We start from the raw sequence: 24,429 nt of genomic DNA, 5'->3' as shown, positions 1-24,429 counted from the left end.
TTTCCAGGCTTCGTGCTATCAGTTGCTGCAAAAGGTTTGCATGACTGTTTTTTTTCACTGGATACCCGGATTTCGATGCGCAGTCCCAATTGGTTGTTCCTCGTCTTGCTCTTGTTGCTGGCTGGCCTGCAATACCGCCTATGGGTCGGTAATGGCAGCTTTGCGCAGGTGGAAGAGCTGACCCAGCAAATTGCCGACCAGCACGCCGAAAACGAACGTCTGCTGGAGCGCAACCGCGTCCTCGATGCTGAGGTGCTTGAGCTGAAAAAAGGTACGGAGACCGTCGAAGAGCGGGCTCGTCATGAACTGGGCATGGTCAAGGAGGGCGAAACCCTCTACCAGCTGGCCCAATGAGCGCTGATTTACCGGCCTTCTGGGCCGTGATTCCTGCCGCGGGTGTAGGTGCCCGTATGGCCGCTGACCGTCCCAAGCAATACTTGCAACTGGGCGGGCGCACTATTCTCGAACACAGCCTTGGCTGTTTTCTCGACCACCCTTCGCTCAAGGGCCTGGTGGTCAGTCTTGCTGTTGATGATCCTTATTGGCCCGCCCTGGCGTGTGCCACTGACCCGCGCATTCAACGTGCGGACGGTGGCTCGGAGCGGTCGGGCTCGGTGCTCAATGCGTTGCTGCATCTTAATGCCCTGGGCGCCAGTGATGATGACTGGGTGCTGGTGCACGATGCTGCGCGGCCTAACCTGGGCCGTGATGACCTCGACAAACTCCTGGCTGAACTGGCAGATGATCCGGTGGGCGGTCTGCTGGCGGTGCCGGCTCGCGACACCCTCAAGCGCGTCGACAAGCGTGGCCGTGTGGTGGAAACCGTCGACCGCAGCCTGATCTGGCAGGCGTATACGCCGCAGATGTTTCGCCTGGGCGCCTTGCACCGTGCCTTGGCCGACAGCCTGGTAGCCGATGCGGTGATCACCGATGAAGCCTCGGCCATGGAGTGGTCCGGCCAGGCGCCACGCCTGATCGAAGGGCGCGCGGACAACATCAAGGTCACCCGCCCTGAAGACCTCGAATGGCTGCGTCAGCGCCGGGCTTACCAGGCACCCTGACCCTCAGCCGTTGACCTGCTCCAATCCGGGCAGGGTTCTGAGCGCTCTCACCAATGCCTCAATGCTGTCGAATGGCTTCTGATCGATAGACCAGCCGGCCGCATTGATGAAGTACCGGCGATCCTGATGGTAGATCCTGAAACTGCGCAGTTCCCCGCGTCGGGAACGGTAGTCAATGTGGGAGGCTTCGCAGAGCATGAATTGGCCCGGCAGTGTCAGCAGTGCCTGGGTCGACTTCATTACTTGACTGTGCGAGGGCCCGGGCTGTGGCTCTACTGAGTGCTGCAACGCGGCGGGATCAACGCGCAAGACCAGATTGGCTTTGACCGTGGCTTCGCCTTTGTTGAGGCCCAGGCTGGCAGTGCGTCCCGGATCGACTTCGATACCCAGGGGTTGGACGCTCACTCTATCTTCTATCCGCAGGCCGATGCTGCCGGTGAGTTCGGCAATCCCGGGGATGTCCTTGAAGGTATTGGTATGGGTGTCGCCCACCAGTGCGACCCATTTACCAGGTTGGCGCTTGGTAGTCTGGGTCCATTGAATCACCTCGGTGGCGTAATAGTTCATCATCCGTTGGCGCAGGGTGCCCGCGCTGTCCCGCATATCGCGAAGTACGTAGCTCGCGGTGCAGTCGATCGGCTGGATCTTGATCCCGGCGTCTCGGGCTTTGGTGACCACATTTCTGAATGAGTAATAGTGGTGTCGGGGCAGGGGGTAGATCCCGTTCAGAAAATTTGCCAGCTCCTCGGCCATTGGCGCGCTCTTTGATCGGTAAAACGCCTTCAACATTGGAATATGCACATCCGTCAGCAGATGTTCGAAGTAGATGCGTTTGACGCCTTGGCTGGCGAGTAGCTGCATGTTGTCGATCAGAAAGGCTTTGCTCGATTCGGCGCTGTGGCTTTCGCCGATCACAAGGCCGTCGCTGGCACGCAGCAACTTCTCGATAATGCTTGGCTGTGATTCATTCAAACTCATGCGCGGGAGTACCGGCTGCAGGGGCGAATAGGGCAAGCGGTTAAAGAAGATCGCTGAATCCTGGTTTAATTGGCTTCTTTTCTCAAAGAACAGTTTCCGGGCGTTGATGAACGATTGCGCAGCCGTGCCGTAGGGTTCGAAGTCTTCCGAAAATGAGCTGGTGTCAGTGAGCATGTCCGCGAGGGTCTCGCGAGCGTGTGAAGGCATCTCATAGGTGCTGAAGAAGCTCGGGTTTTCGGTGCCGCCGAACAGTTTGTAAACTTGTTGCCAGGCATTACGAAATGCCCCACCTCCGGCCAGGCCGGCACGCCGCCATTGCCGGTCGGCGCTCTGAATAGCGTAGAGCCCCGTGGACTGGATCGTCTCGGGCGCTTTTGGATGGTTCACGAAGAGTTCAAAAAAGCCCCAGTCGTTGGGTTTTTTGTAGGTCAGAAAGATCTCGCCCTGAATCTTGATGGTCTGCATGCCGCTGGGGGCTGTTGCAGCGACCAGAGGGCGAGTCTCAGTCTGGGTCGACGCGGCAGGCTTGATGACCCTGACACTGATCTGACCCTCCTCTGTACGCGTGGCCTGGCCAAGTACGGGGCGCAATGACTCAAGACTGTTCACTCCTTTGCTGATGCCGTGGATAACCACCGGGAGCGCGTTCAGGGCGCCGAACACGATGCGCTCGACGGCGTGGGGTTTGTCTTTGAGCACGTCATCGACGCCGATGGCCATTCCAGCCAAGCCGGATGTTACGAAGCAAAACTCCGCCAGTAACGCCGTGCCCATGGTCAGTGCCACGGGGATCGCCAGCAGGCAGGCTTTATCCAACGCGTCGAGGGTGTCGGCCTTGAACGTGTCCAGGGGCGAGACAATGGTTTTTGCCGCCATTTTTGCAATGCGCGTGCGGATCTGCCGCGCGACAAACGCAAAGGGGTCACTTCGCAGTGCCGGATACATTGGGTTATTGATGTATTGCTCGGGGTCCCAGTAACCGTTATGCAGCAAACTATTGAAAAAACCGGGAGGGCTGGACGATTCCGGATACATCGCCATGCCGATCAGTGCCTCCTCGACACCACTGTAAAGCAGGCCGGAGTCAATCGAGTCGGGTTCAAAATGATGGGTCAGCGCCTTGCGCTCGGTCGGGTCCCTGGCAACTTTCACCAGCGCCTTGCGCATGTCTGCCGGGGTGTTGAAACCATGGATGGGGGAGGAGTTTCCCGGGATGTACAGCAGGGTAATCTGGCTCTGGTTATCGGTAATCGTGAGGATGTCGGTGGCTTCGAACTGATGAATGCGCAGCGCGCGCACGGACAGGTTTTGATCCGGTGAATAGGGCGCCTGAAAGTCTTCGAGGGTCAGGTTGCCGGAGTCCTTGTCGACGCCGATACCTGCCGCCCGGGCGGCCAGTTGCCGTTCTGCTTCGGTGAGCGTGAACTCCTCGTACTGATTGAGGTAAGCCTTGGTGAACGCGATGCGCATCAGGGTGGTGTAATTGTCCCGATGTTCGCTCCAGAACAGTGTGACGGCCTTGTCGTAGGTTTGTTCGAAGCTGCTTGAGTCGATGACTTTTCTGAGCGCGGCAGGCGAGATCTCCAATTGGGTGGTCGGATCGTAGACCTGCGGTTCGCTTTGCCGGTAGAGCGCCTCATACCGCCTGGGCGGGATCCAGCCGGAAGTAATGAACTCTTCGTTGAACATTTGCGGGATGCGGTTATCCATCAGGCGCGGCAGTTCACTGACGATGTTGAAGTACGGCGCGGTGGTGGAAAAACCCGTGGTGTTGATCATGCCGCCAGGAGCTTGGGGCGCATTGCAGATCATGGCCTCGGTCAGGCTCATGGATTGGACGATCACGGCTGTGTAGGGCGCATTGGGATTGTCGAGGTTATATTCCAGAGTGGTGAGGAACGTAGTGTCCGGGTCCAATGGTTCCTGGGTGAAGGGTTGCAGATACTCGTACAGCAATTGGGCGGCGATAGCGCCGGGCACCGGGAAGTCGGCCAGCACCTTACGGACAAAATGATTGATATGCTGGAGTTTTTGAGCATTGGACGTCATGGCTTGCCTGGGTTTGCAGTCAAAGCGGCTATTAATCGGTAACCAGGCAATGCATGGGCGGTAGCTGTTTATTCCCGATAGACCGGATTGTCACTCAATCCTTCTTTTAAAAAGTCCACCAGCTTCCTGACCTTCGGCGACAAATGCCGCTGCTGCGGATACAACGCCCACACCGCCGTATTCGGCGGTTGATGCGTCTCCAGCAGCGACACCAGCGCGCCACTGTGCAGATGCTCCAGCACGTAATAGTCCGGCAACTGGCACAGCCCCATGCCTTGCAGCGCGGCATCCAGCACCGCCTGCCCACTGTTGCAGCGCCAGTTGCCCTGCACCCGTTGGGAAAATTCGCGCCCGTCCTGGGCCAGTTGCCAGATATCCGAACTGCCGATCAGGCAGTTGTGCCGACTCAATTCCGACAAGCTATGTGGCCGGCCATACCGGGCCAGGTAGGAAGGCGACGCGCACAAATACATGCGTCGCGCAGCCAGGCGGCTGGCTACCATGCGCGAGTCCTGCAGGCGTCCGAGACGAATCGCCAGGTCGAGCCCTTCATGCACAAGGTCCAACGGGCGGTTGCTCAGCTCGATATCGACCCGCAACTGCGGATAGAGCGCCATGAACCTTGTTACCAGCGGCACGATAAAACGTTCGCCGTAGGCCACGGCGCAGGTCATGCGCAACATACCCTTGGGTTCGCTGGTGAGGTCGCCCACCGCACGCAAGGCTTCTTCGCGACCGTCCTGCAAGCGTTGGCAGTGTTGCAGGAACGTCTGACCCGCTTCGGTCAGCGTCACCTTGCGCGTACTGCGATACAGCAGGCGCGTTTGCAGCCGTTCTTCCAGGCGTGCCACCTGGCGGCTGATATGGGACGACGAGACCCCCAGGCGCTCGGCCGCCGCCGTGAATTGGCTGCATTCGGCCACGGCGACGAACTCATCGATACCTTCCCAGCGATTCTCCAGCACCTTGATTGTCCCTGTATGGCAATAATGTTTTGCTTTTACCCGGATTATTAATCAGCAGGCCATGTTTTACACTCATCTCATCAATTTTTAACTCCATGGAGAAACCCGGATGATCAAGTCCCGCGCCGCCGTAGCCTTCGAAGCCAAGAAGCCCCTTGAAATTGTGGAAGTCGATGTCGCCATGCCCAAGGCTGGCGAGGTGCTGTTGCGCGTGGTCGCGTCCGGGGTGTGTCACACCGATGCCTACACGCTGTCGGGGGCAGACCCGGAAGGTATCTTCCCGTCGATTCTTGGGCATGAAGGCGGTGCAGTGGTCGAGGCCATTGGTGAAGGCGTGACCTCGGTTGCCGTCGGCGACCATGTGATCCCGCTGTACACCCCGGAATGCGGCAAGTGCAAATTCTGTCTGTCAGGCAAGACCAACCTGTGCCAGGCCATCCGTTCCACCCAGGGCAAAGGCTTGATGCCTGACGGCACCACACGTTTCTCCTACAAAGGCCAGCCGATTTTCCACTACATGGGTACCTCGACGTTCTCCGAGTACACCGTGCTGCCGGAAATCTCCGTGGCCAGAATTCCCAAGCAAGCGCCGCTGGAAAAAGTCTGCCTGCTCGGTTGCGGCGTCACCACCGGTATCGGTGCGGTGCTCAACACCGCCAAGGTCAAGCCGGGCGACACCGTGGCCATCTTCGGTCTGGGCGGTATCGGTCTGTCGGCGGTGATTGGCGCGCTGAAAGCCAAGGCGGGTCGTATTATTGCCATCGACATCAACCCGGCCAAATTCGAAATCGCCAAGCAACTGGGCGCTACCGACTGTATCAACCCGAAAGACTATGACCGCCCGATTCAGGACGTGATTGTCGATTTGACCGATGGCGGCGTGGACTTTTCCTTCGAATGCATCGGCAATGTGCAACTGATGCGTGCGGCGCTCGAGTGCTGCCATAAAGGGTGGGGTGAGTCGGTGATCATCGGCGTGGCCGGCGCCGGCCAGGAAATTTCCACCCGTCCTTTCCAACTGGTGACCGGTCGCGTCTGGCGCGGGTCTGCATTCGGCGGCGTGCGTGGTCGTACGGAATTGCCAAGCTACGTGGAAATGGCCCAGACCGGCGAGATCCCGCTGGACACCTTCATCACCCACACCATGGGCCTGGAAGACATCAACAAAGCGTTTGACCTGATGCATGAAGGCAAGAGCATTCGTACTGTCATCCATTTCTGAGGTCGGCCATGAGTCTGGAAAACCTGTCCTGCCAGAAAAGCTTCGGCGGCTGGCATAAACGCTATAAACATCACTCCGATGTGCTCGATTGCGACATGACCTTCGCCGTCTACCTGCCGCCGCAAGCGGAGCAGGGCGGCAAGCTGCCGGTGTTGTATTGGCTGTCCGGCCTGACCTGCACCGACGAGAACTTCATGCAAAAGGCCGGCGCCCAGCGCATGGCCGCCGAGCTGGGCTTGATCATCGTGGCGCCGGATACCAGCCCGCGCGGCCCCGGTGTTCCCGATGACCCGGACAACGCCTGGGACTTTGGCCTGGGTGCCGGTTTCTATTTGAACGCCACCCAGCAACCCTGGGCCAGGCACTATCGGATGCATGACTACGTGGTGCAGGAATTGCCGGCGCTGGTGGAAGCGCATTTTCCGGCTTCGGACAAGCGCGGTATCAGCGGCCACTCGATGGGCGGCCATGGTGCGCTGGTCTGCGCGCTGCGCAACCCTGGGCGTTACCAGTCAGTGTCGGCATTTTCGCCGATCAACAATCCGATGGATTGCCCCTGGGGCCAGAAAGCCTTTTCCCATTACCTGGGCGAGGAGCGTTCGAAGTGGCGTGAATGGGACGCCTGCGTGTTGATCAGCGAAGCCTCGGAACAGTTGCCGCTGCTGGTCGACCAGGGCGATCGCGACGATTTCCTCGCCGTGCAGCTCAAGCCCGAGGCCCTGCAGCAAGCGGCCAAGGCCGCCGGTCATCCGCTGGAACTGCGGCTGCAACCGGGCTACGACCACAGCTACTTCTTCATCGCCAGCTTCATCGACGATCACTTGCGCCATCATGGTCGTGCTTTGCTCGGTTAATGTGAGGCAAAAGTAGGTAGAATCACGCCCTGAATTAAATCGGGGCGTTTTATTATGCGTATTGGCCACGGCTACGATGTGCACCGTTTCGCTGAAGGCGATTTCATCACTTTGGGCGGCGTGCGTATCGCGCATCACCATGGGCTGCTGGCTCATTCCGACGGCGACGTTGTCCTGCACGCCTTGAGCGATGCGTTGCTCGGCGCAGCGGCGTTGGGTGATATCGGCAAGCACTTTCCGGACACCGACCCAACCTTCAAGGGCGCGGACAGTCGTGTGCTGCTGCGCCATGTCGTCGGTTTGATCCATGCCAGGGGCTGGAAAGTCGGTAACGTCGATAACACCATCGTGGCCCAGGCGCCAAAAATGGCCCCGCATATCGAGTCGATGCGTGCCCTGATTGCCGCAGACCTGCAAATAGAATTGGACCAAGTGAACGTGAAAGCCACCACCACCGAAAAGCTCGGGTTTACCGGTCGTGAAGAGGGCATTGCCGTGCACTCCGTCGCCTTGTTGCTGCGCGCATGAACGAATTTGAATTGCTTGGCCCGCGTGCCTATGGCGAGGCCTTGGGGCGCGCTGTACTGAAGGCCACCGCCGAAGATTTCCAGGTAGACGAAGTGCTCGACATCCCGTTGACCGGCGAGGGCGAGCACCTGTGGTTGTGGGTGGAGAAGCGCGGCCTGAACACCGAGGAAGCGGCGCGGCGTATCGCCAAGGCCGCTGGCGTGCCGTTGCGCACCGTCAGCTACGCCGGGCTCAAGGATCGCCAGGCATTGACCCGGCAGTGGTTCAGCGTGCAATTGCCCGGCAAGGCTGACCCGGACATGAGTGCCGCCGAGAACGACACCCTCAGGATCCTGAAAACCGCTCGGCATAAACGCAAGCTGCAGCGCGGTGCCCATGCCGCCAACGGCTTTACCTTGCGCCTGACCCAGTTGACGGGCGATACCGCCGCCATCGATGCGCGCCTGCAACTGATTGCCCGTCACGGTATTCCCAACTATTTCGGCACCCAGCGCTTCGGCCATAACGGCGGCAACGTCGTCGACGCCCGTGAGTGGGCGGCGCGCAAGGCCTTGCCGGAGCAGCGCAACGTGCGTTCGCGGTTGCTGTCCACCGCCCGTAGCTTTCTATTCAACAAAGTGTTGGCGGCGCGTGTTGCCGACGGCTCCTGGCAGTTCGCCCAGGTCGGCGATCTGCTGGCCTTCACCGACAGCCGCAGCTTCTTCCCAGCCGGGGAGGCTGAATGCAACGACCCGCGTCTGGCGATCCTGGACCTGCATCCCACCGGCCCGCAGTGGGGGGAGGGTGAGTCGCCAGCGAAAGGTCCTACATATGAGTTGGAACAATCTGTAGCCGCCGCAGAAGCTGACCTGCGTGATTGGCTAGTGAATGCGGGCATGAGCCAAGAACGTCGCATTCTGCGACTGCCCATTGGCGGGTTGACGTGGCATTATCCCGGGCCTGACATTCTGCAATTGGAATTCGTCCTGCCGGCCGGATGCTTCGCCACCGTATTGGTGCGTGAGCTCGTTGATCTGGTGCCGGTGGGGCCGACGGACAACCCATGCGTATTCTGATATCAAACGATGACGGTGCCACCGCACCCGGTCTCGCCGCGCTTCATGCTGCGCTGGCGGATTACGCCGAGTGCGTGGTGGTTGCCCCCGACCAGGACAAGAGCGGCGCCAGCAGTTCGCTGACGCTCGACCGTCCGTTGCACCCCAAGGTCCTGGCCAATGGCTTTATCAGCGTGAACGGCACGCCTACCGACTGCGTGCACCTGGCGATCAACAGCTTGCTGGAACACGCGCCGGACCTGGTGGTGTCGGGCATCAACCTGGGCGCAAACCTGGGCGATGATGTGCTGTATTCCGGCACCGTGGCGGCAGCCCTCGAAGGGCGTTTTCTCGGCGGTATCGGGTTTGCGTTTTCCTTCGCCTCACGGCAACTGGATAACTTGGCCACGGCGGCGTACTACGCGCGCAAGCTGGTGGAAGCGCACGGTTCCCTGGACCTGCCGCCGCGCACCGTGCTTAACGTCAATATTCCCAACCTGCCTCTTGACCATATTCGCGGAATCCAGCTGACGCGGCTGGGGCACCGGGCCCGTGCGGCGGCACCCTTGAAGGTGGTCGATCCGCGTGGCAAGGAAGGCTATTGGATCGCAGCGGCCGGTGACGCCGAGGATGGTGGCGAGGGCACGGACTTTCATGCGGTGATGCAAGGTTATGTATCGATTACCCCGTTGCAATTCGATCGCACCTTCAGTGATGCCTTCAGTGGTCTGGATGGCTGGCTGGAGGGACTGCGCTGATGGCTCGTGAACAAGACGACCTGCTGCGCCGTGGTATCGGGATGACCTCTCAGCGCACCCGCGAGCGTTTGATCCAGCGTCTGTACGAAGAAGGCTTGTCCAATGCGCAGGTTCTGGAAGTGATACGGCGCACGCCTCGGCACCTGTTTGTCGACGAAGCTCTGGCGCACCGCGCCTATGAAGACACCGCGCTGCCGATCGGCCACAACCAGACCATCTCCCAGCCTTATATGGTCGCGCGCATGAGCGAACTGTTGCTGGCTGCCGGGCCGTTGGACAAGGTGCTGGAAATCGGCACCGGCTCCGGCTACCAGACGGCGGTGTTGTCGCAGCTGGTCGAGCGGGTCTTCTCGGTTGAGCGTATCAAGGTGCTGCAGGACCGTGCCAAGGAGCGCCTGGTGGAACTGAACCTGCGTAACGTGGTGTTTCGTTGGGGCGACGGCTGGGAAGGCTGGCCGGCGTTGGCGCCCTACAACGGCATCATTGTGACTGCCGTGGCTACCGATGTGCCGCAAGCATTGCTGGATCAGTTGGCGCCGGGTGGCCGGCTGGTCATCCCGGTGGGCTCCGGCGAAGTGCAACAATTGATGCTCATTATCCGAGAGGACGAAGGCTTTTCCCGGCATGTGCTTGGCGCCGTGCGGTTCGTGCCGTTGCTCAACGGTCCGCTGGCCTGACATTTGTTTGCTGGCAGTGAATTCCATGGGCGCGGATGTGTCTTACAGCGGGGTCTATGGATTCAACAGTGGCGGGCGCTGGAATTAAACAGGATGAATGTTTCGTTTCAGTCGTGTGCCGGTAAAAAGCCATGCCCAGTTATACTTGCGTCATATTTCAAGCCTGATACAGGCGTTAATGTTCAGCCACCAGAAAGGGAGCGGCGGGTGAGTCTCACAGGTCCTGCGCAGCGAATGAGTAAAACAAGCTTTCAGCGACTGGTGCTTGGCCTTGTCTTGAGTTCCTTACTGGCCGCCTGCTCGAGCACGCCTTCCGGTGGTGCGCGCGTGGTTGACCGCACGAATGCGGCACCGCAAAAGCCGATGGTGACCACGGGCCAGTATGTTGTACGCAAGGGCGACACGCTGTTCTCGATTGCCTTCCGTTACGGTTGGGATTACAAGGCGCTCGCAGCTCGTAACAACATTCCCCTGCCTTATACGATCCATCCCGGGCAGACGATTCGTTTCGATGGTCGCACCGGTTCGGCGCCTACGGCAGTTGTGACAAAGTCCGGTTCTTCGGCTTCCTCTTCGAGCAAAACCACCGTCTTCACACGGCCCGCTGGCACCGCCGTGCCTTCGGCTGCGAGCAAGCCGGCACCCGCGCCATTGCCACCTGCGGGGCCTGCGCCGACCGGTTGGGGATGGCCCTCAAACGGAGTGTTGATTGGAAAATTCTCTTCAAACGGCAGTTTGAATAAAGGCATTGATATCGCCGGGGATTTGGGACAGCCTGTTTTAGCTGCGTCTGATGGGACAGTGGTGTACGCCGGGAGTGGTCTACGGGGCTACGGCGAGCTGGTCATCATCAAACACAGCGATACCTACGTCAGTGCCTACGGTCATAACCGCAGGTTGTTGGTTCGGGAGGGGCAGCAGGTCAAGGTCGGACAGACGATTGCCGAAATGGGTTCAACGGGTACAGACCGGGTGAAACTGCACTTTGAGATTCGCCGCCAAGGGAAGCCTGTAGATCCACTGCAATTCCTACCCCGCCGTTGATGTGTTGCCAGCCTGTTCCCTCACGTAGAAGGAACAGGCTCCAGCGTTGCCAAGGATAAAGGCGTCGCTTGAGCTTGAGGTCGAACTCACCAAAGGACTATAACAATGGCTCTCAGTAAAGAAGCGCCGGAGTTTGACATCGACGATGAGGTTCTCCTTATGGAGACCGGTATCGCTACGGAAACGATGTCAGATAATGAGGGGGCTTCACCACCCTCAGTTCGCACCAAATCCAAGAACTCCTCCGCGTTGAAGCAACACAAGTACATCGACTACACACGGGCGCTCGATGCGACCCAGTTGTACCTCAATGAAATCGGCTTTTCCCCCCTGCTCACCCCCGAAGAAGAAGTCCATTTTGCGCGTCTGTCGCAGAAGGGGGATCCGGCTGGGCGCAAACGCATGATTGAAAGCAACCTGCGCCTGGTGGTCAAGATCGCCCGACGCTACGTCAATCGCGGATTGTCGCTGCTGGACTTGATCGAAGAGGGCAACCTGGGCCTGATCCGGGCGGTAGAGAAGTTCGACCCTGAGCGGGGCTTTCGCTTCTCGACCTACGCCACCTGGTGGATTCGCCAGACCATCGAACGGGCGATCATGAATCAGACCCGCACGATCCGGTTGCCGATCCATGTGGTCAAGGAACTCAACGTGTACCTGCGGGCTGCGCGTGAGCTGACACAGAAACTCGATCATGAACCTTCGCCCGAAGAAATCGCCAACCTGCTGGAAAAACCGGTGGGGGAGGTCAAGCGCATGCTCGGCCTGAACGAGCGCGTGTCTTCGGTCGACGTCTCGCTGGGTCCGGATTCGGATAAAACCTTGCTGGACACCCTGACAGATGATCGCCCGACGGATCCATGCGAGCTGTTGCAGGATGATGATCTGTCCCAAAGCATCGACCAGTGGCTGTCGGAGCTCACGGACAAGCAGCGTGAGGTGGTGATTCGCCGCTTCGGCCTGCGCGGCCATGAGAGCAGCACCCTGGAGGATGTGGGTCTGGAGATCGGCCTGACCCGTGAGCGGGTTCGGCAGATTCAGGTGGAAGGTCTCAAGCGCTTGCGCGAGATCCTGGAGAAGAACGGCTTGTCGAGTGAGTCGTTGTTTCAATAACGATCCTGCTTGAGCGCTTGAATGTGGGAGGGGGCTTGCCCCTGATAGCGGTATGTCAGTCGAAGCCTATATCGACTGAAGCGCCGCCATCGGGGGCAAGCCCCCTCCCACATTTTTTTGCGTCGTGCATTTGACTGGCGGCAGCGCTAAATCCCAGGCATAAAAAAACCCCGCTTTTAAGGGCGGGGTCTTTTTGACTAAGTCAGGACAAGTTAGATAACTTGAACTTCTTCAGCTTGCATGCCTTTCTGACCGCGGGTAGCGATGAAAGAAACCTGTTGGCCTTCTTTCAGGCTTTTGAAGCCGTCGGATTGGATAGCTTTGAAGTGAACGAACAGGTCGTCACCGGATTGTGGAGTGATGAAGCCGAAGCCTTTTTCATCGTTGAACCACTTAACGGTACCAGTTTGGCGATTAGACATGGTGTAACTCCTTGAACAAAGTTAACTGCGACTCAGGAAAAGCCCTGGCCGAGACTGAGTGCAAAGAGCAGGAAAAATTCTTGGAGATGGTTGGATCGAAATTCAACATATCGTGTAGAGATTCTCAGTGACACAAGCAACACAGTGACGCCACCTTAACCCTTTTTCCGGAACGTGCCAATGGTATTTCCGAAGGTTTCTCTAATTTCGTGACTGGCGGTGGTATTTATTGTCCTGGAAAACCGCGCCAGGAGCCCCGGCCCCGCTGGCTGCGGGCTATGGACGCCAGCGCATTCTTCATTAAAAGCCCTGCGCCCTTTGAACGCCACCGCCGGCCCCGGTAAGATGCCCCACAGAATTTTTTCACCTCGCTATTCAGGACATCGCCATGAGCATCAAATCGGACAAGTGGATTCGCCGCATGGCGCAGGAACACGGCATGATCGAACCGTTCGTCGAGCGCCAGATTCGTGGTGAAGGCGACGCGCGCGTGATTTCGTACGGGGTTTCCAGCTATGGCTACGACGTGCGTTGCGCCGATGAATTCAAGGTGTTCACCAATATCAACTCGGCGATCGTCGATCCGAAGAACTTCGACGAAAAAAGCTTCGTCGACGTCAAGAGCGACGTGTGCATCATCCCGCCAAACTCCTTCGCCCTGGCCCGCACCGTAGAATTCTTCCGTATTCCACGGGACGTATTGACCATCTGCCTGGGTAAAAGCACCTATGCCCGTTGCGGCATCATCGTCAATGTGACCCCGCTGGAACCCGAGTGGGAAGGCCACGTGACCCTGGAGTTCTCCAACACCACCACCTTGCCGGCAAAAATCTACGCCAACGAAGGCGTGGCGCAGATGCTGTTCCTGCAGTCCGACGAGGCCTGCGAAGTGTCCTACAAGGACCGTGCGGGCAAGTATCAGGGCCAGCGTGGCGTTACTCTCCCACGCGCTTGATCGAAAGCTCCTACGGCTTAAGGGAATTAGTCTGCAAAAAGTGACTCTATCTAGGTGTACTGCCTCGGCGCGTGTAAAACGCGTCGAGCCACGCTTGAGGAGTGCCCTATGAAGATCAACCCGCGAATCAGCGCAGAACTTGCCCGGCTTGAACCCAACCAGATTGGCGTTCTGGCCTGGTCCCTGATGGCCGATCCTGCTTATGCGGGCGGCATCCCCGGCCAACCTGAACCGGACTATCCGCAGCCTACGGAACCGGGTGAACCGACCCTGCCGGATGAGCCGCCACCCTCGCCGGTAGCCTGATGCTCGAACGCCCGGGCGTTGTTCACTGAACCGGCCAAACCTCTTGATCGCCGATCACAAAGATTCGGCGCTCATTGTCCAGCTCCACCGCGTAACCGCCGGTAAATGCGCCAAATGCAGGCAGCAGGCTGACGCGCGTACCAATCTGGAAGCAGGGCAGGCGCAGGCTCTGCCGACCTCTACCGCGCAAGCGATACACCGGATGGACGTGCCCGGCCAGCACATGATGGCTGGGATGGGCGTCCGGCTCGTGCTGCAGCGCGAACGGCCCCATCAACAGGGGCTCCGGTACGACCTCGATGCGCAAATCGGCAGGTGGATCACCGGCGCGTTGATCGTGATTGCCGCGAATCAAGGTGATCGGCAACTGCGCATGGCGCGCTCGCCAGGCCCTGAGCGCGCCCAGGGTGCCGCTGGCGTGGGAGCCGGGTCCGTGGAGGAAGTCGCCGAGGAAGATCACCTGAGCGCAGGGAAACGCCGACAGCAGCCGGTCCAGGCGCTGCAGGTTTTCGCTCGTGGTGCCTTGGGGCACGGGCTGCCCGAGGCTGCGGTAGGCCGAGGCCTTGCCGAAGTGAGCGTCGGCGATCAGCAGGCATTGGCGCGCCGGCCAATACGCCGCTTTGTCCGCCAGCAACCACAACTGCTCACCCTCAAGCGTTACCGAACACACCATTAAGCTTTTCCTTTGTCCGCGATTTTTTCCAGGTCCTTGACCATCCGCGCAATGCGCTCCGAGAGTTTTTCCGAACTCAGGCTTTCGCGCATCCGCTCCACCAGTAGCGGGAAGGCCAGGGGCGTAGGGCGTTGGATCACATGCAGGTCCAGTTGCAATGCCGACAGGCGCAGCAACGTCTCTTCCAGGCGCTGAATGTCCAGTTCGTTGCGCAGCACCTCCTCCCCAGCCTGGGCCAGCAGCAGGTTCTGTGGGTCATATTGCTTGAAGACTTCAAAGAACAACCCGCTGGAAGCCTGCACCTGACGCGTACTTTTCGGCGCCCCCGGATAACCGGCGAACACCAGCCCGGCAATGCGCGCGATTTCGCGAAAGCGGCGCAACGCCAGCTCACCGGCATTGAGGCTGGCTGCTACATCCGTCAACAAATCCTGCGGGCTGAGCAGGGCCTCGTTGATTACATCGGGCCAGTGCACCTCGGTGGCGCTCAGCAGTTCCAGCCCATAGTCATTGACCGCAATGGAAAAGGTCACCGGTTGCCGCCGGCTGACGCGCCATGCCAGCAGACTCGCCAGCCCCAGATGCACCTGGCGCCCGGCGAACGGGTAGAGAAACAGGTGCCAGCCCTCGCGCGACTTGAGAAACTCCGCCAGCAAGTGATCGCGGGTCGGCAGGCCGGACCAGCGCAATTGTGTCTGCAGTAATGGCTGCACCGCCTGCATCTCCGGCCCTTCGAAGCGACCCTGCGCCGCCGCGTCGAAGCGCTCTATCACCGCCTGCGCCAGCTCATTGGAAAGCGGCATGCGCCCGCCATTCCAGCGCGGCACGGCCGCTTTTTTCGCGGTGCTGCGGCGTACATAGGCGGTCATGTTTTCCACGCGCACCAATTCCAGCAGGCGCCCGGCGAACAGAAAGCCGTCCCCCGGCTTGAGCCTTGCAATAAAGCCTTCCTCGACACTGCCGAGGTTCTTGCCGCCGCCGCCCTTGCTCCAATACTTCAGATGAATACTCGCATCACTGACGATGGTGCCCACGCTCATGCGATGGCGGCGTGCCAGGCGCGCATCGGGGACGCGCCAGATGCCCTGTTCGTCGGGCTCGACGCGGCGGTAATCCGGGTAGGCGGTGAGCGACAGCCCGCCATGGCGCACAAAGGCCAGGGCCCAGGCCCAATCGGCGTCGGTCAGGTCGCGGTAGGCCCAGGCTCCGCGTACCTCCGCCAGCAGCGCATCGGGGGTAAACCCGCCGCCCAGGGCCATGCTGACCAAATGCTGCACCAGCACATCCAGAGGTTTGTGGGGGGATTCGCGGGCTTCGATGCGACGCTGGGCAATCGCATCCTGTGCGGCGGCGGCTTCCACCAGCTCCAGGCTGTGGGTCGGCACCAATGTCACCCGGGATGGCCGCCCTGGTGCATGCCCCGAGCGGCCGGCGCGTTGCATCAGGCGCGCCACACCCTTGGCCGAGCCGATCTGCAGTACTCGTTCCACCGGCAGAAAATCCACGCCCAGGTCCAGACTGGAGGTACACACAACGGCTTTGAGTAGGCCTTCTTTCAGCGCACGCTCCACCCAGTCACGGGTTTCCCGCGACAGCGAGCCGTGATGCAGCGCAATCAGCCCGGCCCAGTCCGGCCTGGCCTCCAGCAGCGCCTGGTACCAGATTTCCGACTGCGCGCGGGTGTTGGTGAATACCAGGCAGCTGCTGCTCGAATCCACTTCAGCCACGACTTGCGGCAGCATCTTCAAACCGATATGCCCGGCCCAGGGAAAGCGTTCGGCGGTGGGCGGCAACAGGGTGTCGACCTGTAGCTGTTTGGCCGTGTGCCCCTGCACATTGACCCCGCCACCCTGTGGGACCAACACCTCCAGCGCGTGCGCCTGATTACCCAGGGTTGCGGAAATACCCCACACCAGCAACTCCGGATGCCAGCGCCGCAGCCGCGCCAACGCCAATTGCAGTTGCACGCCGCGTTTATTGCCGATCAGTTCGTGCCACTCATCCACCACCACCATGCGCAGATGCTCCAGGCTGACCTCGCTGTCGGCGCGCGCGAGCATCAGCGTCAGGCTTTCCGGCGTGGTGATCAGCGTGGTGGGCTGGCGGCGGGTCTGGCGCGCACGCTCGCTGCTGCTGGTGTCGCCCGTGCGCAGGCCGACGCTCCAGGGGATCTGCAGTGCGGCCAATGGCGCCTCGAGGGCGCGCGCGGTGTCGGCGGCCAAGGCACGCATGGGGGTGATCCACAGCACAGTCAAGGGTTCGGCCGGGGCCTTGCGCTTGCCGGTCGCGGGTGGACGCGAGATGGCAAAACGATTGAGGGCCGCAAACCACAGCGCATAGGTTTTACCCGCGCCGGTACTCGCATGCAATAAGCCTGACTGGCCCTCTTTGACGGCCTTCCACACGTCTTTCTGAAAGGCGAACGGGCGCCAGCCGCGGGTGGCAAACCATTGTTTGGCGAAGTCGACGGGTTTTGCCATGCGGCGGCGGACGCTCTGGAGGCTCTAATGCACAGACCCCCCAGGCGCCCCAAAGGTTTACTTCAAGTTGCCGCTCAAGAATTGCTGCAGGCGCTCGCTCTTCGGATTGCCCAGCACGTCCGCCGGCGCACCTTGCTCTTCCACTCGGCCCTGGTGCAGGAACAATATCTGGCTTGAGACTTTGCGCGCGAAGCTCATTTCGTGGGTCACCATGATCATGGTGCGGCCTTCTTCGGCCAGGCCCTGGATCACTTTCAACACTTCACCCACCAACTCCGGGTCCAATGCCGAGGTGGGTTCATCGAACAGCATCACCTCGGGCTCCATTGCCAGCGCGCGGGCAATCGCGACCCGTTGCTGTTGGCCGCCGGACAGGAACGCCGGATATTGATCGGCCACCCGCGCGGGCAGGCCGACTTTATCCAGGTAGCGGCGGGCGCGGTCTTCAGCGTCTTTCTTGCTGCACCCCAGTACGCGGCGCGGCGCCATGGTGATGTTTTCCAGCACGCTCATGTGGCTCCACAGGTTGAAGTGCTGGAATACCATGGCCAGCCGCGTGCGCAAGCGTTGCAACTCGGCATCGTCGGCCACGCGCATGCCGTGGCGGTCGCTGACCATGCGGATCACTTGACCATCCAGGGTCATGGCGCCGTCGTTGGGGGTTTCCAGGAAGTTGATGCAGCGCAGGAAGGTGCTCTTGCCCGAGCCGCTGGCGCCGATCAGGCTGATCACATCGCCGGTCCTGGCCTTGAGCGAGACACCTTTGAGCACTTCATTGTCGCCATAGCTTTTATGCAGGCCTTCAACGGTCAATTTGTACATGGAGCGTGCATCCTCAAGGCGAAAGTAGGTAGCCGCTGCGGTAAGCCTCTGCGCCGGCGACATGGCTGATCACCATCCCGGCGGTGGCCATGCGTCGCAGCGAGCGGGCGTACAGCAGGCCGGCATTGCGGCAATGCACGGGCGTTACGCGGTCCGTAATGGGGTCGATGATTTCGGCGACAAGCTGCCCGGCCTCCAGGTATTCCCCCGGCAAGGCGTGGAATACCAGCAAGCCGCCCACCGACGTGGTCACAGGCTCCACGCCCGCCAGTGGCGTGGCCGGGTAGGGCAGCGCGGGCAGTGGCGGCGCGTCGCCTTCAATTGCGCCGAAGTGGGTCAGGTAATCAATGATCGCCTGGCAGTCCAGGGCCGCCAGGCCGTGGTTGACGTCGCCCTGGCCGCGCAATTCGACGGTCACGGAAAAACTGCCCAGGGGGATCGGGAAGCGCTTGCCGAAGCGTTGCTGCAACTGCCACCACACCAGGGTGAAACATTCATCAAAGGACTGCCCGCCGGAATCGGTGGCCAGCAGGTTGGCCTCCGAGCCCAGGTAGCGCGCCAGCGGCTCCACCTGCGGCCAGGCCTCGGGCGTGGTGTAGAGGTGCGCCACGGCTTCGAAGTCGCAGTGCAGGTCCAGCACCATGTCGGCATCGCACGCCAGGCGCTGCAGCACCAGGCGCTGGGATTGCAATTGAGTCGACGCGGTCTGCGCGGCCAGGGCGCCGGATAAGGCGGTGCGGATCAACTGGGCGTTGCGCTGAGCGTCATTGCCCAGTAACGCTTCAACCTGACCCGCAACCGCGTCGCTGAGGTCGACAAACAGGCGATTGAAATTCTGTCCGCTTTCCAGCTCGTAACGGCCCAGGGGGATGTCCATCAGCACCTGTTCCAGCCCGACGGGGTTGGCGACCGGCACCAGTACGATTTCGCTGCGCAAGCGCCCGGCGGCCGCCAGCTGTGCCAGGCGCACCTTCAAGTGCCAGGCCACCAGCATGCCCGGCAGTTCGTCGGCGTGCAGTGATGATTGGATGTAGACCTTGCCTGGCGCCTGTTCCGGGCCGAAGTGGAAACTGTGTATCTGTCGCGCCGTGCCGGGCACCGGCGCAATCAGGTCATGTCGCTGATGACGCATGAAAACTCCTTAATGGCTCGGCCCGAGAAAGGCCAGCCAGCGGCGTTCCGCCAGTCGAAACAGACCGACCAGGGCAAAGGTCACGGCCAGGTAGATCAACGCCGCGATGCCGAATGATTGAAAGGTCATGAAGGTGGCCGAGTTGGCATCCCTGGCGACTTTGAGGATATCCGGAATGGTTGCGGTAAACGCCACGGTGGTCGAATGCAGCATCAGGATCACTTCGTTGCTGTAGTAGGGCAACGAACGGCGCAGCGCAGACGGCATGATCACATAGGCGTACAGCTTCCAGCCGCTGAGGCCGTAGGCCTTGGCCGCTTCGACTTCGCCGTGGGCCATGCTGCGGATCGCCCCGGCGAAAATTTCCGTGGTGTAGGCGCAGGTGTTGAGAGCGAAGGCCAGGACGGTGCAGTTCATCGCATCGCGAAAGAACCCATCGAGTACCGGTTGCGCGCGAACGGCGGCGATGCTGTAGATGCCGGTGTAGCAGATCAGCAACTGGATATACAGCGGCGTGCCGCGAAACAGGTAGGTGTAGAACTGCACCGGCCAGCGCACCAGGCGCCTGCGCGATACACGGGCGATAGACAGCGGAATCGATACTACAAAGCCGATCACCAATGCCGCGCTGAGCAGCCACAGGGTCATGGCCAGGCCGGTGATGTGCTGGCCGTCGCTATAAAGGAACGGGCGCCAGTAGTCCTGCAAAAGCTCGATCATCGTACGGCCTCCCGTGAACCTGCGGCGTAGCGACGTTCAAGACGGCGCAAGAGAAAATTGGAGGCGCTGGTGATCAGCAGGTAGATCAGCGCGGCGAGTACCAGGAAGTAGAACAGTTGGTAGGTGCTCTTGCCGGCATCCTGGGCCGCTTTCACCAGGTCGGCCAGACCGATGATCGACACCAGCGCGGTGGCCTTGAGCATCACCATCCAGTTATTGCCGATGCCCGGCAGGGCAAAGCGCATCATTTGCGGGAAGGTTACGTAGCGAAACCGTTGCCCGCGCTTGAGCCCGTAGGCGGTGGCGGCTTCCAGCTGGCCACGGGGCACCGCCAGAATCGCGCCACGAAAAGTCTCGGTGAAATAAGCACCGTAGATAAAGCCCAGGGTGATGACCCCGGCGCTGAATGGGTCGATCTCGATGTATTCCCATTCCATGAAGTCGGTCAGGCCGGTCAGCCAGGTTTGCAGGCTGTAGAAAATCAGCAGCATCAGCACCAGGTCAGGGACGCCGCGAATCAAGGTGGTGTACAGCTGGGCGGGTATACGCAGCAAGGGCAGGCTGGACAGTTTGGCGCTGGCGCCGAGCAGGCCCAGCAAGACGCTGACGGCCAGGGACAACACCGACAACTTGATCGTCATCCAGGTGCCTTGCAGCAACAGCGGGCCGAAACCCTTCAAGCTGAACGCGCTCAGCCCGAGGGTTTGCAACAGATCTTCGAACATAAATCAGGACCTATGGCGATAAAAAAGCGCCCCTTTGAAAAGGGGCGCCCCGGGCATTATTTGCCGCTGTACAGGTTCAGATCGCCAAAGTGTTTCTTCTGGATGGTGGCGTAGGTGCCATCATCGTGTAACGCTTTGATACCTTTATCCAAAAGAGCCTTGAGCTCAGTGTTACCTTTTTTGATACCGATCGCGGTTTTCGAGGGCAACAGCGGGTCGTCGATGGCGGCGCTGACTTCATAGCCGGCACCGGCTGGCGACTTGAGAAAGCCCAGTTCGGCTTGCAGCATGTCCTGCACCGAAGCGTCGAGGCGACCGGACGTCAAGTCGGCATACACCTGGTCCTGGTTGGCGTAGGCCTTGGTGGTCACGCCGGCCTTGTCCAGCACAGCCTTGGCGTAGGCTTCCTGGATGGTGCCTTGCTCATAGCCCACGGATTTGCCCTTGAGCGATTCAGGCGTCGAATACCCTGCACCTTTCTTGAACACCAGCGAGGTGGGGCCCGAGAACAGCTCGTTGGAGAAGTCGATCGCCTTCTCGCGCACCGGGGTCACGGTCATCGAAGAAATCACACCGTCGAACTTGTTGGCTTTCAGGCCCGGAATCATGCCGTCGAAGTCGCTTTCAACCCATTTGCACTTGACCTTCAGCTCCGCACAGATGGCGTTGCCCAGGTCAATATCGAAGCCCACCAGGCTGCCGTCGGCGGCTTTGGATTCGAACGGTGCGTAGGATGGATCGACACCGAAACGCAATTCCTTGTATTCCTTGGCGGTTGCAACACCTGCAGCCATGCACAGAGCCAGTGCAGAAAGGGTCAGCAATGCTTTTTTCATTATGTGTTCCCTGGAAACCAAGATAAGCGCTTGTGGCGCGTTTAGGACTGTTACTGAACGGTGTCAGACGCAACCCTGGTAGCAATTTCTGCACCATAGTTCCGAATGATCGTTTTAAAAGGTGGGACGAGGGATTTCTATGTGTAGGAAATGCCCACTAATGAGCATTCGGAAAAGGTCGCACCATTACAGGTCATATTGAGATTCCAATGTGGGAGGGGGCTTGCCCCCGATAGCAGTATGTCAGTCAAAGCATGTGTGTCTGACCCACCGCTATCGGGGGCAAGCCCCCTCCCACAGTTGATTTCTGTCAGGCCAGCAAGTCCTGCAGCGTGGCGAGGCTATCGGCTTCCTCCACCGGTTTATCCTGGCGCCAGCGCAACATTCGCGGGAAGCGCACTGCAATGCCGCTCTTGTGCCGCTTGGACAGGGCGATGCCCTCAAACCCCAACTCAAACACCATGCTCGGCGTGACACTGCTGACGGGGCCGAATTTTTCCACGGTGGTCTTGCGCACGATTGCATCGACCTTGCGCATTTCTTCGTCAGTCAGCCCCGAGTACGCCTTGGCGAACGGCACGAGTGTGCGCTCGCTGCCCGGCGGGCCGTCCCACACCGCGAAGGTGTAGTCGCTGTACAGGCTGGCGCGTCGACCATGGCCGCGCTGGGCGTAGATCAACACCGCATCGACGCTGAACGGGTCGACCTTCCACTTCCACCACAGGCCCATGTCCTTGGTGCGGCCCACGCCGTAGAGGCCTTTGCGATCCTTGATCATCATGCCTTCGACACCGAGGCTGCGGGAGGCTTCGCGTTGCACGGCCAACGCGTCCCAGGTTTGCCCCTCGAGCAGTGGCGAGGGCAAGAGCACCGGTTGGTTGCACTGCGCTATAACCCGTTCCAGCTGCATGCGGCGTTCAGCCAGGGTGTGGTTGCGCCAGTCGTCGCCCTGGTATTCGAGCAGGTCGTAGGCGAGCACCGCCACCGGCGCATCCTCGAGCACTTTTTTACTCAACGTCTTGCGGCCTATCCGCTGTTGCAGCAGGGCGAAAGGTTGCACCGCATCCTTCCAGACCACGATTTCACCGTCGATCACCGTGCCATCCGGCAAGCCACTGACCAGGCTGTGCAGCTCGGGGAAACGCTCGGTCACCAGTTCTTCACCACGGGACCAGACCCACAGGCGACCCTCACGCTTGACCAGTTGCGCGCGAATGCCATCAAATTTCCATTCCACCTGCCAGTCGTCGGGGGAGCCGAGCAGGGCGTCAAACTGCTCCAGCGGTTGCGCCAAGCCATGGGCGAGAAAAAACGGATAGGGCTGACCGCCGCGTTGCGCATGTTCGTCGGATGATTCGGCGGCAATCAGCTTGAGGTAGCCAGCGGCTGTCGGGCGATTGGACAAGTCGGTGTAGCCCACCAGCCGTTGGGCCACGCGTTTGCTGTCGAGCCCGGCCATGGCCGCAAGTGCGCGGGTCACCAGCAGTTTGGACACGCCCACGCGAAAGCTGCCGGTGATCAGTTTGATGCACACCATCAGGCTCGGTTGGTCCAGTTGCGCCCACAGCGCCGGCAGGCGCTCGGCCAGTTCAAGCGGCGCAAGGCCGCGCAGCGGCAGCAGTTTGTCTTCCAGCCATACCGCCAGGCCATCTTGCGAGGTGTAGGTCGATTCGGGTAGCAGCAGGGAAATCGTCTCGGCCAGATCGCCGACGGATTGGTAGCTTTCTTCGAACAACCACGGCTCGATACTCGCCGCTTCCGTTGCCATATCCCTCAGCAGGCGGGTCGGTACCAATTGCCGCGGCCGTCCGCCGGAGAGGAAATACACCGCCCAGGCCGCATCCTGGGGCGGTGCCTGCTGGAAATAGTCTTGCAGTGCCGCCAGCTTGGCGTTGCTGGAAGTCGTGGCGTCGAGGTTGGCGTACAGCTCGGCGAAGGCTTTCATGCGCTGGCCTCTTCTTCGTCGTCGCCGTATTCGGTGCTGAACCCTTGAGCATCCAGGCCTTTCTCACGCAGGTGGCGCACCAGTACGCCGACCGAGCCGTGGGTGACCATCACCCGCTCGGCACCGGTCTGCTCGATGGCCCATAACAGTCCCGGCCAATCGGCATGGTCCGACAGCACAAAGCCGCGGTCGACCCCGCGCCGGCGCCGCGTGCCGCGCAGGCGCATCCAGCCGCTGGCGAAGGCGTCGCTGTAGTCGCCGAAACGGCGTATCCAGGTGCTGCCACCGGTGGAAGGCGGTGCGATGATCAGGGCCTGGCGCAAGAGCGGGTCGTTTTTTTTGAAATCGCCGGCGTACAGTGTTTCGGGAATATAAATACCGGCTTCACGGTAGACCCGGTTCAACGGCTCGACGGCGCCATGGCTGAGAATCGGGCCGATGCTGGCATCGATACCGTGCAGAATGCGCTGGGCCTTGCCGAACGAATAGCAGAACAGCACGCTGGCCTTGCCGGCGGCGATATTGGCCTGCCACCAGTCGTTGATGCCGGCGAAAATCTGCGCCTGCGGCTGCCAACGGTAGATCGGCAGGCCAAAGGTGGATTCGGTGATAAAGGTGTGGCAGCGCACCGGTTCGAACGGCGCGCAGGTGCCATCGGGCTCGACCTTGTAGTCGCCGGACGCGACCCACACCTCGCCCTGGTATTCCAGGCGCACCTGGGCCGAACCGAGGACATGCCCGGCCGGGTGAAAACTCAATGTGACGCCGTGGTGTACGAGTTTTTCGCCGTAGGCCAGCGTCTGCAGGTTGATGTCCTGGCCGAGGCGCGAGCGCAGAATGCCTTCGCCGGGGGCGGCGGCCAGGTAATGCTCGTTGCCGGTGCGGGCGTGGTCGCCGTGGGCATGGGTGATGACGGAACGCTCCACCGGACGCCAGGGATCGATGTAGAAATCCCCGGCGGGGCAATAGAGGCCTTCGGGTCGGGCGATGACGAGGTCCATGGGCTGACCGGGGAGATGGGCTTATCAGTTAGGAGGATGGCACGGTGAGAGAAGTTCTATCTGAATGCACGGGGTCCAAATGTGGGAGGGGGCTTGCCCCCGATAGCGGTGTGACAGTCAACATATTCA

24 protein-coding genes are annotated in these 24,429 nt (G+C 60.4%); 12 read left to right on the top strand and 12 right to left on the bottom strand.

From position 1 onward, the window contains the following. Nucleotides 1-75 precede the first annotated feature (75 nt). Together ftsB and ispD are read left to right on the top strand one after the other, a co-directional pair. Entirely contained in the window at nucleotides 76-354 is a 279-nt protein-coding gene (gene ftsB, locus TU82_RS10795; RefSeq protein ID WP_057723188.1) for a cell division protein FtsB, read from the top strand. Continuing rightward, nucleotides 351-1,061 (top strand): 2-C-methyl-D-erythritol 4-phosphate cytidylyltransferase, encoded by a 711-nt coding sequence (ispD, locus tag TU82_RS10790; protein ID WP_057723187.1) that lies wholly within the window; start codon nucleotides 351-353, stop codon nucleotides 1,059-1,061. The genes ftsB and ispD overlap by 4 nt, the downstream gene beginning before the upstream one ends. A 3-nt stretch (nucleotides 1,062-1,064) precedes the next feature. Here the strand turns inward: ispD and TU82_RS10785 are convergent, their stop codons facing one another. Then, the gene (locus TU82_RS10785) at nucleotides 1,065-4,088 is read right to left on the bottom strand and encodes a membrane-targeted effector domain-containing toxin (RefSeq protein WP_057723186.1); all 3,024 of its coding nucleotides are present in this window, start codon (nucleotides 4,086-4,088) and stop codon (nucleotides 1,065-1,067) included. Between the two features lie 68 nt (nucleotides 4,089-4,156). Next, nucleotides 4,157-5,053, bottom strand: a complete 897-nt coding sequence (locus tag TU82_RS10780) for a LysR substrate-binding domain-containing protein (RefSeq protein WP_057723185.1) — start codon at nucleotides 5,051-5,053, stop codon at nucleotides 4,157-4,159. Nucleotides 5,054-5,162: 109 nt separating this feature from the next. Between TU82_RS10780 and TU82_RS10775 the strand changes: the two genes are divergently transcribed. The 8 genes from TU82_RS10775 to rpoS all read left to right on the top strand — a co-directional run bounded on the left by TU82_RS10775 (nucleotide 5,163) and on the right by rpoS (nucleotide 12,283). Beyond that, nucleotides 5,163-6,275, top strand: a complete 1,113-nt coding sequence (locus TU82_RS10775) for an S-(hydroxymethyl)glutathione dehydrogenase/class III alcohol dehydrogenase (RefSeq protein ID WP_057723184.1) — start codon at nucleotides 5,163-5,165, stop codon at nucleotides 6,273-6,275. An 8-nt stretch (nucleotides 6,276-6,283) separates the two neighbouring features. Continuing rightward, nucleotides 6,284-7,129 carry an S-formylglutathione hydrolase gene (gene fghA, locus TU82_RS10770; protein WP_057723183.1) on the top strand — a complete coding sequence of 282 codons (846 nt, stop codon included), beginning with the start codon at nucleotides 6,284-6,286 and terminating at the stop codon, nucleotides 7,127-7,129. Between the two features lie 54 nt (nucleotides 7,130-7,183). Then, nucleotides 7,184-7,657, top strand: a complete 474-nt coding sequence (ispF, locus tag TU82_RS10765) for a 2-C-methyl-D-erythritol 2,4-cyclodiphosphate synthase (RefSeq protein ID WP_057723182.1) — start codon at nucleotides 7,184-7,186, stop codon at nucleotides 7,655-7,657. Then, nucleotides 7,654-8,712, top strand: a complete 1,059-nt coding sequence (gene truD, locus TU82_RS10760) for a tRNA pseudouridine(13) synthase TruD (RefSeq protein WP_057723181.1) — start codon at nucleotides 7,654-7,656, stop codon at nucleotides 8,710-8,712. Before ispF ends, truD begins: the two co-directional genes overlap by 4 nt. Continuing rightward, nucleotides 8,700-9,449: a 5'/3'-nucleotidase SurE gene (surE, locus tag TU82_RS10755; protein WP_057723180.1), complete on the top strand. Its 750-nt coding sequence runs from the start codon at nucleotides 8,700-8,702 to the stop codon at nucleotides 9,447-9,449. The genes truD and surE overlap by 13 nt, the downstream gene beginning before the upstream one ends. 41 nt (nucleotides 9,450-9,490) lie before the next feature. Beyond that, on the top strand, nucleotides 9,491-10,126 hold the full coding sequence (locus TU82_RS10750; RefSeq protein ID WP_169850588.1) for a protein-L-isoaspartate(D-aspartate) O-methyltransferase: 636 nt from the start codon (nucleotides 9,491-9,493) through the stop codon (nucleotides 10,124-10,126). Nucleotides 10,127-10,333: 207 nt separating this feature from the next. After that, nucleotides 10,334-11,170: a peptidoglycan DD-metalloendopeptidase family protein gene (locus TU82_RS10745; RefSeq protein ID WP_057723179.1), complete on the top strand. Its 837-nt coding sequence runs from the start codon at nucleotides 10,334-10,336 to the stop codon at nucleotides 11,168-11,170. A gap of 105 nt (nucleotides 11,171-11,275) precedes the next feature. Then, the gene (gene rpoS / locus TU82_RS10740) at nucleotides 11,276-12,283 is read left to right on the top strand and encodes an RNA polymerase sigma factor RpoS (protein WP_057723178.1); all 1,008 of its coding nucleotides are present in this window, start codon (nucleotides 11,276-11,278) and stop codon (nucleotides 12,281-12,283) included. 212 nt (nucleotides 12,284-12,495) lie between these two features. On the opposite strand, the gene TU82_RS10735 is transcribed toward rpoS, so the two are convergent. Beyond that, nucleotides 12,496-12,705: a cold-shock protein gene (locus TU82_RS10735; RefSeq protein ID WP_002554837.1), complete on the bottom strand. Its 210-nt coding sequence runs from the start codon at nucleotides 12,703-12,705 to the stop codon at nucleotides 12,496-12,498. A 388-nt stretch (nucleotides 12,706-13,093) separates the two neighbouring features. Between TU82_RS10735 and dcd the strand changes: the two genes are divergently transcribed. Together dcd and TU82_RS10725 are read left to right on the top strand one after the other, a co-directional pair. After that, the gene (gene dcd / locus TU82_RS10730) at nucleotides 13,094-13,660 is read left to right on the top strand and encodes a dCTP deaminase (protein WP_048719838.1); all 567 of its coding nucleotides are present in this window, start codon (nucleotides 13,094-13,096) and stop codon (nucleotides 13,658-13,660) included. A gap of 108 nt (nucleotides 13,661-13,768) precedes the next feature. Further along, the gene (locus TU82_RS10725; protein WP_057723177.1) at nucleotides 13,769-13,966 is read left to right on the top strand and encodes a hypothetical protein; all 198 of its coding nucleotides are present in this window, start codon (nucleotides 13,769-13,771) and stop codon (nucleotides 13,964-13,966) included. A 22-nt stretch (nucleotides 13,967-13,988) separates the two neighbouring features. Here TU82_RS10725 and pdeM read toward each other — a convergent pair whose 3' ends face one another. The 9 genes from pdeM to TU82_RS10680 form a co-directional block, all read right to left on the bottom strand. Then, complete coding sequence (gene pdeM, locus TU82_RS10720) at nucleotides 13,989-14,639, bottom strand: ligase-associated DNA damage response endonuclease PdeM (RefSeq protein ID WP_057723176.1); 651 nt, start codon at nucleotides 14,637-14,639, stop codon at nucleotides 13,989-13,991. Beyond that, nucleotides 14,639-17,119, bottom strand: coding sequence for a ligase-associated DNA damage response DEXH box helicase (locus TU82_RS10715; RefSeq protein ID WP_057723175.1), 2,481 nt, complete (start codon nucleotides 17,117-17,119; stop codon nucleotides 14,639-14,641). Before TU82_RS10715 ends, pdeM begins: the two co-directional genes overlap by 1 nt. A 57-nt stretch (nucleotides 17,120-17,176) precedes the next feature. Continuing rightward, a complete protein-coding gene (locus TU82_RS10710; protein ID WP_057723174.1) occupies nucleotides 17,177-17,941 on the bottom strand; it encodes an ABC transporter ATP-binding protein in 765 nt (254 codons plus the stop codon). A 13-nt stretch (nucleotides 17,942-17,954) separates the two neighbouring features. After that, a complete protein-coding gene (locus TU82_RS10705; protein WP_057723173.1) occupies nucleotides 17,955-19,073 on the bottom strand; it encodes a succinylglutamate desuccinylase/aspartoacylase family protein in 1,119 nt (372 codons plus the stop codon). A 9-nt stretch (nucleotides 19,074-19,082) separates the two neighbouring features. Continuing rightward, nucleotides 19,083-19,793, bottom strand: a complete 711-nt coding sequence (locus TU82_RS10700; protein ID WP_057723172.1) for an ABC transporter permease — start codon at nucleotides 19,791-19,793, stop codon at nucleotides 19,083-19,085. Continuing rightward, entirely contained in the window at nucleotides 19,790-20,518 is a 729-nt protein-coding gene (locus TU82_RS10695; protein WP_057723171.1) for an ABC transporter permease, read from the bottom strand. Before TU82_RS10695 ends, TU82_RS10700 begins: the two co-directional genes overlap by 4 nt. 56 nt (nucleotides 20,519-20,574) lie before the next feature. After that, complete coding sequence (locus tag TU82_RS10690) at nucleotides 20,575-21,354, bottom strand: transporter substrate-binding domain-containing protein (RefSeq protein ID WP_057723170.1); 780 nt, start codon at nucleotides 21,352-21,354, stop codon at nucleotides 20,575-20,577. 310 nt (nucleotides 21,355-21,664) lie between these two features. Continuing rightward, a complete protein-coding gene (locus TU82_RS10685; RefSeq protein ID WP_057723169.1) occupies nucleotides 21,665-23,299 on the bottom strand; it encodes an ATP-dependent DNA ligase in 1,635 nt (544 codons plus the stop codon). Then, nucleotides 23,296-24,300 (bottom strand): ligase-associated DNA damage response exonuclease, encoded by a 1,005-nt coding sequence (locus TU82_RS10680; protein ID WP_057723168.1) that lies wholly within the window; start codon nucleotides 24,298-24,300, stop codon nucleotides 23,296-23,298. Before TU82_RS10680 ends, TU82_RS10685 begins: the two co-directional genes overlap by 4 nt. Nucleotides 24,301-24,429: the final 129 nt, after the last annotated feature.

The organism is Pseudomonas orientalis (assembly GCF_001439815.1).
GTDB lineage: Bacteria > Pseudomonadota > Gammaproteobacteria > Pseudomonadales > Pseudomonadaceae > Aquipseudomonas > Aquipseudomonas orientalis.
This window is presented reverse-complemented; position numbering and strand designations above follow the sequence as displayed.